Below are 13158 nucleotides of genomic sequence, written 5' to 3' on the forward strand. Positions count from 1 at the left end.
AAATTAAGAGAAGGATCATGGCAGATTTGGAATTATTTAAAGCAGATTTTGCGTTGTTGTTTGAAGCTGGTATGTTGGCCATTAAACAAGGCGACGAAGAAAGTGCAAAAAAGCTTTTTCAATCTCTACAAGTCTTAAATCCTGACCATTATGGTTATGAATTAGGATTAGCACTAATAGACCTGCATAAAATGGAAATTTTTGCTGCAGAAGAACGATTAAACGCTTTAGCACAAAAAGAAGTGGATAACTGGAGCATTAAGTCTTTCCTTTCTCTAACACATATGATGATTGTATTACATCAAGGAAGCTCTTTCGAAGTGCGTCGTGAAAGCTTGGAAAATTGCTTAAAGTTAGCAGATCAAGTGTTGGAAAATTGCGAAGTGGAATCTACAAGAATTCTAGCACAATCCGTTTTAGACTGGCATGATAACTTAGTAGCTAAAAGCGGAGGACCTTTAAGTTAACCTTATTCCGTCCTAAATATAAAAAACGCCTGGTTGTTGTCTTATGATAGATCCTTTGCAGCTTTTCCCAAAGTTAGACTCTGAGAAAGAAACAGCTTCTATACAGAAGCCTTTAGGAACTCCTTTAGCAAGTGAGTTAAATAAGGAGGTTCCTGCATTTTCTTTAGGGATGGCAGCAGACTCCTTGAATAAAAATATCGAGGATGTCAAGCCTAACCCTATGGCGATGATGCAAGATAGAAATTCTAACATTATCGATCCTGAATTAGAAGAGGCTTTAGATTCGGAAGAGCTGAAAGAGCAAATAAACAACTTAAAAGAGCGTTTATGGGATGCACAATCCACTCTACAACAAGATCAGAATAAACTATCGCAAGAGCATTTTGAAGCTGTCAGTGTCATCATTGATTTAATCAATGGGGATCTGAATGATATAGCTGAGCATACCCAACAAAACTTACAAAACAAAACAGAAGAAGAACACGAATCCGTTGCTCGTAAGATGGTCAATTGGGTGTCTTCTGGAGAAGAAGTGTTAAATAGAGCCCTTCTATACTTCTCAGATAGGAATGGAGAACGGGAAAATTTAGCAGACTTTTTAAAAGTACAGTATGCTGTTCAAAGAGCAACGCAAAGAGCAGAACTCTTTGCTAGTATCGTAGGAACTACGGTAAGTAGTATAAAGACGATAATGACCACACAATTAGGTTAACATGGACGAGTTGACGACAGATTTCGATACCCTCATGTCGCAATTGAACGACGTGCACTTGACTACCGTTGTCGGTCGTATAACTGAAGTCGTCGGTATGTTAATTAAAGCAGTCGTTCCCAATGTACGCGTTGGGGAGGTATGCTTAGTTAAACGTTATGGTATGGAGCCGCTTGTTACTGAAGTCGTCGGCTTCACACAAAATTTCGCTTTTTTATCGCCGTTAGGAGAACTTACTGGAGTCAGCCCTTCTTCAGAGGTTATTCCCACAGGTATGCCTTTGTATATTCGTGCAGGTAATGGTCTTTTAGGTCGTGTATTAAATGGTCTGGGAGAACCTATCGACTCCGAAATCAAAGGTCCTTTAGTTGATGTTAACGAAACCTATCCTGTTTTTCGCGCCCCTCCAGATCCATTGCATAGAGAAAAATTAAGGACAATTTTATCCACAGGTGTGCGGTGTATCGACGGTATGCTCACAGTCGCCAGAGGTCAGCGTATAGGAATTTTTGCTGGTGCTGGGGTTGGTAAATCGTCGCTCCTAGGAATGATCGCTAGAAACGCTGAAGAAGCAGATGTCAATGTGATTGCTCTCATAGGAGAGCGGGGCCGAGAGGTTCGTGAGTTTATCGAGGGAGATCTTGGAGAAGAAGGAATGAAACGATCGGTGATCGTCGTCTCTACTTCAGATCAATCATCACAGTTGCGGTTAAATGCTGCTTATGTAGGGACTGCTATAGCAGAGTATTTCCGTGATCAGGGTAAAACTGTAGTTTTGATGATGGATTCTGTAACCCGATTTGCCCGAGCTCTCAGAGAAGTAGGTTTGGCTGCCGGAGAACCTCCAGCTCGAGGAGGATACACGCCTTCTGTATTTTCCACTTTACCTAGGTTATTAGAACGTTCCGGAGCTTCTGATAAAGGAACAATTACAGCATTTTATACTGTACTTGTTGCCGGGGATGATATGAATGAACCGGTCGCTGATGAAGTTAAATCGATTCTTGATGGTCATGTTGTCTTGTCTAATGCTTTAGCTCAGGCATATCACTATCCCGCTATTGATGTTTTAGCATCAATAAGCCGATTGCTAACAGCTATTGTTCCTGAGGAACAAAGACGCATCATAGGAAAAGCCCGAGAGGTGCTGGCAAAGTATAAGGCAAACGAAATGCTTATACGTATTGGAGAATACCGCCGAGGGTCCGATCGTGAAGTAGATTTTGCTATAGATCACATCGATAAATTGAACAGATTCTTAAAGCAAGATATTCATGAAAAAACAAATTATGAGGAAGCCTCGCAACAACTTCGAGCCATTTTCCGATAAGATATTCAGGGTAAAATGCCGTGCCTAAATACCCGTTAGAACCTGTTCTAGCAATTAAAAGAGATCGTGTTGATAGAGCAGAAAAAGTCGTTAAGGAAAAGCGACGGCTTTTAGAAATAGAACAAGAAAAATTGCGAGAAATCGAAGCTGCTCGTGATAAAGTAAAAAATCACTATATGCAAAAAATTCAGCAACTCAGAGAGTTGTTAGATGAAGGCACAACGAGTGATGCAGTTTTACAAAGAAAAGCTTATATTAAAGTTGTTGCCGTACAGCTTGCTGAAGAAGAAGAAAAAGTAAATAAGCAAAAAGAAAACGTTTTAGCAGCATCTAAAGAGCTGGAAAAAGCAGAAGTTAATTTAGCCAAACGGCGAAAAGAAGAAGAAAAGACGCGTTTACATAAAGAAGAGTGGATGAAAGAAGCTCTAAAAGAAGAAGCGCGAGAAATTGAAAAAGAGCAAGATGAAATGGGACAGCTACTTTATCAGCTGCGCAAAAAAAAACAACGTGAATCGGGGGAATCTAGTTCATGGAATTAAATAAAACATCCGAGTCTTTGTACAATTGCAAGACAGATCGCCACTCAATACAACAAGAAGTAGGCCCAGAGCCTAAAGATAACCGCGATGTTAAAGTCTTTTCTTTGGAAGGCCGTCAACAATCGAAAAATGATCGTCAGGACAAAACTGCTAACAAAAGTTCTCGTCAAGAAGCTCGTGGTGCTGATGATAAGCATGTAGAAGAGAAAACCTCCGGAGTATCTTCTAAAGAAGAAGAGAAAGAAGAAGGACAAAATTTCATGGCTTATGATAACCCTACAGCAGGAATGGCATTCGTAGATATTGCTCCTTCTGTGTCCAGTGAGGTTGTTGTGGAAAGCACTACAGTCGCAGTTGCTAGTGCAGATTTGCAGTGGGTCCAAGATGTGATTGCTAGTACTGTAGAATCTATGATAGTTGCTGATGTAAACGGTCAGCAGTTAGTAGAATTAGTTTTAGATGCTGAAGGCAATGTTCCTGAAGTTTTTGCTGGCGCGAATTTAACGTTAGTACAGTCTGGAACGGATCTTTCTGTAAAATTTTCCAATTTTATGGATGATGTTCAGCTCACAGAGGCAGTAAATCTGATTTCGAATAATCCTTCTCAGCTTGCTGGTTTGGTAGAATCATTAAAAAATCTTCGTTTGAATTTGACAGAATTAACAGTTGGAACAAGTATTGTACAATTGCCAACTATCGAAGAAGTACAGACACCTTTACATATGATTGCTGCGACAATACATCAAAGAGATGAAGAGAAGGATCAAGAAGGAAAAGATCAGCAGCAGCAGCAAGATCAAGAACAAAACCAATATAAAGTTGAAGAAGCACGTTTATAAAGGTGATTTCTCATGACAGTAGCAGCGGAACCTAGCGCTAGTTGGTTAAAATCTAGACACGATTTTCTAAGTTCTTTAGTGAAAACGGACGAGGTGATTTCTCTTCCTCCGTTCCCTAAAGAACTTTGCCAAAATAGGTTGAAAGAAAAATTCCGTCTAGAAGATGCGAATCTGACTATTCAACCTCGAGGTTCCCTAACTGCTGCTCAGGCTGTTCAAGATTTTGGCACACACTTTCTAGTACAGTCTTTCTTAGCCCAGCCCTTGACATCAGGGACATTTTTCTTTGTTACCTCAGAAGCTGATCTTCAGTCTTTCATGGTTGCTGTATTTAATGATTCTAGTTTGGCTTCCTACTTTTATGAGAAGGATAAGCTTTTAGGTTTTCATTACTATTTCTCGGCAGAGCTGTGTAAGTTGCTCCAGGAGCTCGCTTGGATACCTTCTCTATCTGTTAGAGTTGTCGGCGATGCTCGGTTTTCCACTAAAGACTTACAAGGCTCGTATCAGGCTGTAGATGTCAACTGCGGATTAGACGGAAAAACTATGCGTTTCCGTTTACTTTTCCCAGAAGCAACATGTGACAGCTGTAAGGATTTCCTTTCAGCTTCAAATCAAAGTTTCGATATTCATCAGTTAGATCCTACACCTTTAACTATGTCTGTAGAAATTGGCTATTGCCAATTAACTCAGGAAGAATGGCAACAAGTTGAGCATGGAAGCTTTATCTTGTTAGACAGTTGTTTGTATGATCCTGATACAGAAGAAAGTGGAGGCTTGCTTACTATCCAAGGACATCAGTTCTTTGGAGGTCGTTTTGTTGATCAAACATCTGGAGAATTTAAAATCACTAGCTATCCAAGTTTGTCACAAGAAGCACCTACGGAAGAAACTCCGGAAGCTTTGCCTGCAGCACCTTTGCCAGGCAACTATAAGCTAGTAGCAGAAGCTTCTCGATACTCATTAACTGTTGAAGAGTTTTTAAATCTCTCTCAAGGCAGTATTCTAAATCTCAATGGGATCCACCCTTCTCGAGGCGTGGATTTAGTCCTCAATGGCGCAAAAGTTGGAAGAGGAGAAATAGTATCTTTAGGAGATGTTTTAGGAATTCGAGTTCTGGAAGTCTAAACGTATAATTGTCTCTTATGGATTGTCAATCCGAAATACTTCCTCTGAATCAGGCAATAGGTGCTTACCACATCAAGAAAATCCTGAGTAAGAAAGAAGGAAGCGCGGTGTACCAGGGTTTGCATTCTGAAACTCTACAATCTGCAGCTATTAAAGTGCTTGAACCGCCTTTAGTTGCTGATACGCGCAGAGTTCATAACTTTTTAAAAGAAGCACGAATTATTGAACAAGTCTCACATCCCCATATTGTTAAGTTATATCAATATGGACAGTGTAGAGAAGGTCTGTATATAGCCATGGAATATATACAAGGCGTGTCTCTTAGACAGTATATCCTCACCCATCTAATTCCTTTATCCAAGGCTATTGATATAGTGTTACATATTGGCCAGGCTATAGAATATCTGCATAGCCGTGGTATACTCCATAGGGATATCAAACCCGAAAATATCCTGATTAATTCTCAAGGGCAAATCAAACTCATAGATTTTGGACTTGCTGTTTGTTCTTCTACAGAACATGCTTCTCATCCTGCTTGTTTAGGAACGCCTTCATATATGAGCCCTGAACAACGTCAAGGAGATAAAGTTTCTGAAAAATCAGAAATCTACTCTCTAGGTTTAATTGCTTATGAATTGATCTCGGGAAACCTAGCTCTAGGTAAGGTCATTTTATCATTGATTCCGGATAGAGTGAGTAAGATTTTAGCGAAGGCCTTGCAACCTTCTCCTAAAGATCGTTACGGATCTATGAAAGAATTCATGAGTCATTTACATCGATATCGGTACAGCCAAGACCTTCAGAAAGATTATCGTAATAAAGATTATACAGCACAGGTTAATGAGCAGCTGTATCAGCAGAGATTTTGGTTATCTCCTACAGAAATTGTTGTCCCCGACTTCTTATCCGTTTCTATATATGAGCAAGGATACCCAACACATCCTCATGTATACTACGAAGCTTATATGAGTCAGGATACTTTCCGGTTGTGGTTTTGTTATAGTCTTTCAGGAAATGCAACTTTAGTATTAACTATTATAAAAACCTTCGTAAGTCAGTGGGGCCATGAAGATAACATTAGAAGTACGATGCGAAAAATGCATAGTGAGCTAATGCGGATCAATGTTCCTATTGATACAACGGAAATTTCTTTAGTTTGCGTTACTATTCCCAAAGAAAAAAAGGAACTTTCTTGGATTACTTGTGGGAAAACTAGTTTCTGGTTAAAAAAACAAGGAAAGGTTCCTCAGAATTTTACTACTTCATCCTTAGGTTTAGGGAAAATTAGTTCTTTACAAATTCAGGAAACCAAGGTTGCATGGGAAATAGGTGATGGAGCAGTATTACATACCTTACAGGCAGACGATTCCATGTCATCTTTAAATAGTCCTTTATTCACAGAGTTGAAAGATAGAGGACAAACAGCTATATTCTGCCCAATAGAGAGCGTACAGTTCGGGATATTAGAAAATCATGACGGAAATCTTTGTCCCTCAACACTTATCGGCTTAAAAAGAATCCGGTGAAAATAGTGACGTCGAACATTGGAAGAAAGATCTTACAGGTCATAAATAAGAAAAAAGGAAAAATGGGAGTACTTTCTATTCTATTTTTCTTTGACCTGGTTTTGCTTGGTGTGAATTCTCAAAAACCTCCAAATGACGAGCCAAGATCTCGAGTTAAAAACTCCCAAACTGACGAGAAAAGCTTAGTTGCTGCCTGTCCTAAAAATATAGTAAATAAAACATCAGCAAAAAAATCTGATAAGCAAGCCGTAGTTAAAAATTTCCCAACCAATCAACCACGGCATTTTAAAAAATCTACGCAGACATTTTCTCCAGGATTTTCTGAAGGTTCACGATTTGCTAAGCCTGAAGTAAAAAAACGCCTTCAAGATAATCGCTATACACAAACTGGTGCAAAAAAGACCCCGAGGTTCCTTCCTAAACAAGAAGAAAAAACTGAAGCTATTGAAGCGAAAAGCGAAGAAGAACGTATTTGGGAAGATAAGCGCGCTTACGCTAAACGCGCTGTAAATGCAATAAACTTCAGTGTTAAAAAACTGGTAGAAGAAAGTGACAAAAAGAGTGCCCAAGAAGAAGGCTTTAAAGTAGACCATAACTCTGGATCTCCGCACTCGTTAAAAACGAAATCACCAGATAAACAACCCTCTATTGATAAAATAGCCATACAGCCCGATTCAACAAAAGAAGAAGAGCCCACGCTATTAAAAGGGAAACAAATTACTTGTGAAGACCTGAAAGACAATGGTTATACTGTAAATTTCGAAGACATCTCTGTTCTTGAGTTATTACAGTTTGTTAGTAAGATCTCTGGAACCAACTTTGTTTTCGATAGTAATGATTTAAATTTCAATGTAACGATTGTTTCTCATGATCCTACATCTGTAGACGATCTCTCTACAATCCTTTTACAAGTCTTAAAAATGCATGACTTGAAAGTTGTAGAACAAGGAAATAACGTCCTGATTTATCGCAACCCACGTCTTTCCAAGTTGTCTACGGTAGTTACTGATGGCTCTGCAAAAGATAATTGTGAAGCTGTTGTAGTTACTCGTGTATTCCGTTTATATAGTGTACATCCTACATCAGCTGTAAATATTATTCAGCCTTTGCTCTCCCATGATGCTATAGTAAGCGCTTCAGAAGCAACACGTCATGTAATCGTTTCTGATATTGCTGGCAATGTAGAGAAAGTAGGAGAATTACTAGCAGCTCTAGATAGTCCCGGTACATCCGTAGATATGTCTGAGTATGAAGTCCACTATGCAAACCCTGCTTCATTAGTGAGCTATTGCCAAGATGTTCTTGGCGCTATGGCAGAGGATGAAGCTTTTCAGATTTTCATACAGCCAGGAACAAATAAGATTTTTGTAGTTTCCTCCCCTCGTTTAACAAACAAGGCAATACAACTACTCAAATCATTAGATGTTCCAGAAATGGCTCATACATTAGATGATGTCACTAGTCCTGCAGCAGCCCTCGGATCATCAGGAGCTGCGAATCCGAAAAGCTTGCGCTTTTTCATGTATAAGCTGAAGTATCAAAATGGCGCAGCTATTGCTCAAGCAATTCAAGACATCGGTTATAATCTCTATGTCACAACAGCTATGGATGAAGATTTCATCAACACATTGAATAGTATTCAATGGTTGGATGTGAATAATTCCATCGTTGTGATTGGAAATCAAGCAAACGTAGATAAAGTAGTCAGCTTACTCAATGGCTTGGATCTACCTCCAAAGCAAGTATACATTGAAGTTTTGATCTTGGAGACAAGTTTAGAAAAGTCTTGGGATTTCGGAGTTCAATGGGTGGCTCTCGGTGATGAACAAGGGAAAGTTGCTTATGCTTCAGGATTGTTAAGCAATACTGGTCTTGCTAATCCTACAAAATCTACAGTACCTCCTGCAAAACCTTCTCCAGGAGATATCCCTTTACCTACGCCTGGTCAGCTAGCAGGTATTAGCGATATGATGTATGCATCTTCCGCATTTGGTTTGGGGATCATAGGAAACGTACTCAGCCATAAGGGAAAATCTTTTCTAACCCTAGGGGGACTCCTCAGTGCCTTAGATCAAGATGGCGATACTGTTATAGTTCTCAACCCAAGAATTATGGCTCAGGATACGCAACAAGCATCATTCTTTGTTGGACAGACTATACCGTTCCAAACAACCAGTACCATTATTCAAGAAACAGGAACAGTTACACAAAATATCGAATATGAAGATATCGGTGTGAATCTTGTTGTTGCTTCAACAGTAGCACCAAATAACGTTGTTACCTTACAAATAGAACAAACGATTTCCGAGTTACACTCTGCTCAAGGAACGCTTACACCGGTAACAGATAAAACATACGCTGCCACACGCTTGCAAGTCCCTGATGGTTGTTTCTTAGTCATGAGTGGTCACATCAGAGATAAAACTACGAAAATTGTTACTGGAGTACCTCTTTTAAACTCCATACCTTTGATCCGAGGTTTATTCAGCAGAACAATAGATCAAAGGCAAAAACGCAACATAATGATGTTCATTAAACCTAAGGTTATTAGTAGTTTTGAAGAGGGAACAAAATTAACCAACAAAGAAGGTTATAGATACAATTGGGAAGCTGATGAAGGCTCGATGCAGGTGGCGCCACGACATGCTCCTGAATGTCAACACCCCCCAGCACTACAAGCAGAAAGTGATTTTAAAATGCTAGAAATAGAAGCCCAATAAATGTTATATAGAAAAGGTAAGATGATATTCTGCGCCATGGAATAGCTTCTCACTCTGTTGCATTTCAGGGGGAAAGCCAAGAAAGCATCGTCGGCCGTATGATTGTTGTTTTCTTGGCTTTTTTGTTCCCCAATTCTATACTGATTTTTCTTATTTTTTTTGCCTAAATAGCTCAGTTGGTAGAGCAACGCATTCGTAACGCGTAGGTCGTCGGTTCGATCCCGGCTTTGGGCAAACATGGTAAAAAATATTTACAAAAATAAAACAAATGCTTACCTTTTGTTTTGTTCCTTAAAGGAAAAGCATAAGAAGTAAGAACTTATAAAGATCGGGTCTATTTCATAATGTGAATCAAATTCACACCCTCTTTATTTTACGGCTATTTCTTAACCTTTTCCTTTAAAGAAAGCTTTTATTTATGAAGTGCGCTGAGGAATCCTTATTTTCTCTATTCATTTCAAAAACACGTACATAGGGGGAGGGCAGGCTGACATGTCCTAAGAGGCGAGGGTTTGAAGGAAGAACCTCCTCAAAGCTTTTTTATATTAATTTTAAAAGGCAAAGTCGGGGCTTTTAATTTAGGCTTTAGGGGGAAAAAGTTTTGCTGCCCTCCTTGCTGCATATTGCGGTTATAGGAGGGTATTAAAAGCCATTAGCAGATAAGCCTTCGGCAAGTTTCTTTAACACATCTGCACGTAACTGTGAGATAACTTCTTTTTGTAAATTCTTATTATCTTCAGGTTGTTTTGTAAGCGCTAAGTGCCCACGACGCGCCTGCCAGAACACAGGATTCCAAATGGAACTGTTGTCGGAGCCTTGAATCCATCCTAAGCTAATCCCTAATTGGATCCAACTCAACGCATCTAACGTTTCTTGAAGATCTAAATGATAGGAGTGTGTAAGCAATCCTAGGGCACGTAAAATATGATTTTTTAATTCTCCAGGATTTTGCTCAGCATGCTTCTTTTTTGCGGAAGCTTCGGCAACAGCAACTTTCGAAGACCATATTCTGAGCGAGGATAAGATTTGTTCTTCAGTAAGCCCCAAAGAACATTTATTCGATAAAACTACAATATTCCCAATATATTCTGGAGTTCCTGGTAAAATTCCAGAGCAAGCAACCTCTGTATCCTCGTCAATAATCTCAGACAATTCTCGAGAATAAACCAATGCTGGAGCATGTAGGAAACTCTGACTTTTTAATCCTGTACCGCATTCTCGAGGATTTGTCGTTAGAAAACCAAAATCAGGGGAAAAAGCAAATGCTAACTTTTCATTCAGATAACTATCTAACCGCACAAGCTGATCTAAGGCTTTTTCGGGTTCTGATGTAAAATCTATAGCATGGAGAATCAAGTGATCGCGGAAATTTATAGCCGCTAGAATATTTCCAGAGCGGTTTACAATAAGGGCTTCGCCTTCAGGGTTGCCTGTAAGATCATGGGGAAATAAAAAATGCTCAATGAGAAACTCTTTTTGCCAGGAAGGTGCATCTTTAAGAGGTAAAACTAGAAACTCATCAAAACCTTTAATATGGTTAAAATGTGAAGCTATAACTTCTAAAATTTCTTGTTTTTTCTCCCTAGATAAGCAGGGCAGAAACTTCGCTATGGAAAGATTCCTAGATAGTGAGAACGTCGTTATAGGCCAGGTTTTATTTACAGGAGGGGCGTCTTTCTGACTAGCAAAATTAAGAAGTAAGTCATTGGGAAGAATCATGCGAATTCTGATTTTTTAAATGATTAATCTGATCTCGTATTACAGCAGCTTGCTCATAATCTTCACGAGCTAGCGTATCCTGAAGAGCCTCGTTTAACGCTATTAATTTCAGGAGGGGGTTCATACTCGCCGCTTCTCCAGGGGAACGACCAATATGCAAACCACCTCGACTATTGTCCGCAGTCGCCGATGAACAAATAGCTTTAGTATGTATGAGTTTGGCTATAAGTTGTGTTTTAAAGTTTGTGTAACATAAGTGACAACCAAATAGCTGATTTTCATCAGCAGTCGGCTTCCATACGGTTTTACAATTGCCACATTCTAAAGTTACAGCAGCCCCAGAAGCACCTAACACAATGTTGTCACGGCTGTAGTAATGACCAGGACACGGACAAGAATCACATACATAAGAGCGTAAAATCTTATCCTTATCTACTTCAGTATAACAAATTGTTGCCGGCTTTTGACAATGGTAACATAGGTGGGGTTTAGAAGTTGCCATGAAGATCAACCATTAAAGCCAAATACTAATACACCCGATACCAATAACAAAAAAGAGACAAAGGAGAAAAAGGTTTTTTTAAGAAATATAAAAGAACCAAGAATAATCAATTGGGCCTTGAAGGATTTGAACCTTCGACCCCCTCATTAAAAGTGAGGTGCTCTAACCGCTGAGCTAAAGGCCCGAAGTTTACTTGGCTATTTTACATTTTGACCCCAAGGGGATTCGAACCCCTGTTACCGGAATGAAAATCCGATGTCCTGGGCCAGGCTAGACGATGGGGCCAAGACAACTACAATATTACTAGTTCTACTCCTTTAGAGCAATCTTTTCCTCTCCTAGTTTTGCATGAAAAACCAAAGAAAGAGAAGTAGATAAAGATTACTCACAAAAAGTAAAGCTTATCAAATCGATGAAAGATCAGCTTCTTTTTGCTTGGTCATTTCGTCGATCTGCTTACAAAACTTATCTGTTAATTCCTGGATTTTTTTCTCCATTCCCTTAACAGCGTCTTCTGTTAAATCAGAATCTTTTTTTAACTTATCGTTAGATTCCCTACGGATATTGCGAATAGCGACTTTTGCTTCTTCAGATTTACGACGCAACTGCTTAATAACTTCGTTTCGGTATTCTGCTGTAGGCTCAGGAATTTTAATACGTACTATGGATCCTTCTACATCAGGTTGCAAATTTAAATTTGCAGCAATAATACCTTTAGATATAGCAGAGACGTTATTGGCATCGTAGGGGGAAATTACTAACTGGCGTGTATCAGCTACAGAAATAGAGGCTAAATCAGATAACCTCATCGTAGTGCCATATACATCTACAGTAACTGTTTCTACTAAAGCAGGATTAGCTTTCCCTGTTCTAAATGAACGGACTTCTTTAGTGAAAAATTCTAAAGCAGCGGCCATTTTCTTTTCAGTATCAGCTAGAATGGACATGTGTAGCTTCCTCACAAATTAATGTTCCGATATTCTCATCAAAAATAGCTTGCTCTAGAGAGTGTTTAACAAAGCTAAAGACACGAATAGGAATATTAGAGTCCATGCATAAAGATACAGCGGAAGCGTCCATAACGCCTAATCCTTGAGCTAGGAAATCTTTAAAGCTAATACGATCATATTTTACAGCATCGCTAAATGACCGAGGATCTTTGTTATACACTCCATCAACATGCATAGTGGCTTTGAGTAGAATGTCAGCTTTTAACTCACAAGCACGCAAAGCTGCTCCTGTATCAGTTGTTAAGTAAGGAGATCCTGCCCCCGTTGTGCAAATTACAATTTTGCCTTGGCTTAAAGCTTCTTCAGACTTTTGAGGAGTGTATAGGTCTGCTAATTGAGGGCAAGATAATGTAGAAGTTAATAAACAAGGAATGTCATCAGCTTTTAAAGCGTCTGCTACAGCCATACCATTGATTAAGGTAGCTAGCATCCCCATTTGGTCAGCAGACACTCGATTAATTTGTAGTTCTTTTTGTTGAGCAAGGCCTCTGATGATGTTGCCTCCGCCTATAACAAGAGCTGTTTCAATATCACAATTGCGCACAGCACGTAATTCTGCCACTAATCTCGATAAACGAACTTCGTCAATTCGATTCCCGCTGTCTGTAGAGAGAGATTCTCCGGATATCTTAAATAAGACTCGTGTTATTTGCTTAGACATATTTC

General features: G+C 39.4%; 12 protein-coding genes and 3 tRNA genes. 9 read left to right on the plus strand and 6 right to left on the minus strand.

The window, feature by feature from the left end; translation table 11 throughout:
* The first annotated feature begins 17 nt into the window (after nucleotides 1–17).
* From G5O_RS05315 to G5O_RS05355, 9 genes are all read left to right on the plus strand, one after another.
* Nucleotides 18–467, plus strand: a complete 450-nt coding sequence (locus G5O_RS05315; RefSeq protein WP_006342708.1) for a CdsG family type III secretion system protein — start codon at nucleotides 18–20, stop codon at nucleotides 465–467.
* Nucleotides 468–510: 43 nt separating this feature from the next.
* Nucleotides 511–1179 carry a CT668 family type III secretion system protein gene (locus G5O_RS05320; protein ID WP_006342709.1) on the plus strand — a complete coding sequence of 223 codons (669 nt, stop codon included), beginning with the start codon at nucleotides 511–513 and terminating at the stop codon, nucleotides 1177–1179.
* A gap of 1 nt (nucleotide 1180) precedes the next feature.
* Complete coding sequence (gene sctN / locus G5O_RS05325; RefSeq protein ID WP_013462577.1) at nucleotides 1181–2509, plus strand: type III secretion system ATPase SctN; 1329 nt, start codon at nucleotides 1181–1183, stop codon at nucleotides 2507–2509.
* A gap of 20 nt (nucleotides 2510–2529) precedes the next feature.
* Complete coding sequence (locus G5O_RS05330; protein ID WP_006342711.1) at nucleotides 2530–3048, plus strand: hypothetical protein; 519 nt, start codon at nucleotides 2530–2532, stop codon at nucleotides 3046–3048.
* Complete coding sequence (locus G5O_RS05335; protein WP_006342712.1) at nucleotides 3039–3887, plus strand: DUF5421 family protein; 849 nt, start codon at nucleotides 3039–3041, stop codon at nucleotides 3885–3887. The genes G5O_RS05330 and G5O_RS05335 overlap by 10 nt, the downstream gene beginning before the upstream one ends.
* Before the next feature lie 12 nt (nucleotides 3888–3899).
* On the plus strand, nucleotides 3900–5015 hold the full coding sequence (gene sctQ / locus G5O_RS05340) for a type III secretion system cytoplasmic ring protein SctQ (RefSeq protein WP_006342713.1): 1116 nt from the start codon (nucleotides 3900–3902) through the stop codon (nucleotides 5013–5015).
* 17 nt (nucleotides 5016–5032) lie between these two features.
* Nucleotides 5033–6541: a serine/threonine protein kinase gene (locus tag G5O_RS05345; RefSeq protein WP_014518317.1), complete on the plus strand. Its 1509-nt coding sequence runs from the start codon at nucleotides 5033–5035 to the stop codon at nucleotides 6539–6541.
* A complete protein-coding gene (locus tag G5O_RS05350; RefSeq protein ID WP_013462580.1) occupies nucleotides 6538–9261 on the plus strand; it encodes a secretin N-terminal domain-containing protein in 2724 nt (907 codons plus the stop codon). The genes G5O_RS05345 and G5O_RS05350 overlap by 4 nt, the downstream gene beginning before the upstream one ends.
* Nucleotides 9262–9422: 161 nt before the next feature.
* A tRNA-Thr gene (locus G5O_RS05355) sits at nucleotides 9423–9495 on the plus strand.
* 408 nt (nucleotides 9496–9903) lie between these two features.
* Here G5O_RS05355 and G5O_RS05360 read toward each other — a convergent pair.
* From G5O_RS05360 to pyrH, 6 genes are all read right to left on the minus strand, one after another.
* On the minus strand, nucleotides 9904–10980 hold the full coding sequence (locus G5O_RS05360; protein WP_006342717.1) for a protein arginine kinase: 1077 nt from the start codon (nucleotides 10978–10980) through the stop codon (nucleotides 9904–9906).
* Nucleotides 10964–11482, minus strand: coding sequence for a UvrB/UvrC motif-containing protein (locus G5O_RS05365; protein ID WP_006342718.1), 519 nt, complete (start codon nucleotides 11480–11482; stop codon nucleotides 10964–10966). Before G5O_RS05365 ends, G5O_RS05360 begins: the two co-directional genes overlap by 17 nt.
* 111 nt (nucleotides 11483–11593) lie before the next feature.
* Nucleotides 11594–11666, minus strand: a tRNA-Lys gene (locus tag G5O_RS05370).
* A gap of 26 nt (nucleotides 11667–11692) precedes the next feature.
* Nucleotides 11693–11767, minus strand: a tRNA-Glu gene (locus G5O_RS05375).
* A gap of 119 nt (nucleotides 11768–11886) precedes the next feature.
* A complete protein-coding gene (frr, locus tag G5O_RS05380; protein WP_006342719.1) occupies nucleotides 11887–12429 on the minus strand; it encodes a ribosome recycling factor in 543 nt (180 codons plus the stop codon).
* Complete coding sequence (gene pyrH / locus G5O_RS05385) at nucleotides 12413–13153, minus strand: UMP kinase (RefSeq protein ID WP_006342720.1); 741 nt, start codon at nucleotides 13151–13153, stop codon at nucleotides 12413–12415. The genes frr and pyrH overlap by 17 nt, the downstream gene beginning before the upstream one ends.
* Nucleotides 13154–13158 lie beyond the last annotated feature (5 nt).

Source organism: Chlamydia psittaci 6BC (assembly GCF_000204255.1).
In the GTDB taxonomy this organism is placed as follows: Bacteria; Chlamydiota; Chlamydiia; order Chlamydiales; family Chlamydiaceae; genus Chlamydia; species Chlamydia psittaci.

Excerpts from the sequence above, each read along its gene's own strand:
- G5O_RS05315 (WP_006342708.1), top strand. The coding sequence starts at position 18 with ATGGCAGATTTGGAATTATTTAAAGCAGATTTTGCGTTGTTGTTTGAA.
- G5O_RS05320 (WP_006342709.1), top strand. The coding sequence starts at position 511 with ATGATAGATCCTTTGCAGCTTTTCCCAAAGTTAGACTCTGAGAAAGAA.
- sctN (WP_013462577.1), top strand. The coding sequence starts at position 1,181 with ATGGACGAGTTGACGACAGATTTCGATACCCTCATGTCGCAATTGAAC.
- G5O_RS05335 (WP_006342712.1), top strand. The coding sequence starts at position 3,039 with ATGGAATTAAATAAAACATCCGAGTCTTTGTACAATTGCAAGACAGAT.
- sctQ (WP_006342713.1), top strand. The coding sequence starts at position 3,900 with ATGACAGTAGCAGCGGAACCTAGCGCTAGTTGGTTAAAATCTAGACAC.
- G5O_RS05345 (WP_014518317.1), top strand. The coding sequence starts at position 5,033 with ATGGATTGTCAATCCGAAATACTTCCTCTGAATCAGGCAATAGGTGCT.
- G5O_RS05360 (WP_006342717.1), bottom strand. The coding sequence starts at position 10,980 with ATGATTCTTCCCAATGACTTACTTCTTAATTTTGCTAGTCAGAAAGAC.
- G5O_RS05365 (WP_006342718.1), bottom strand. The coding sequence starts at position 11,482 with ATGGCAACTTCTAAACCCCACCTATGTTACCATTGTCAAAAGCCGGCA.
- frr (WP_006342719.1), bottom strand. The coding sequence starts at position 12,429 with ATGTCCATTCTAGCTGATACTGAAAAGAAAATGGCCGCTGCTTTAGAA.
- pyrH (WP_006342720.1), bottom strand. The coding sequence starts at position 13,153 with ATGTCTAAGCAAATAACACGAGTCTTATTTAAGATATCCGGAGAATCT.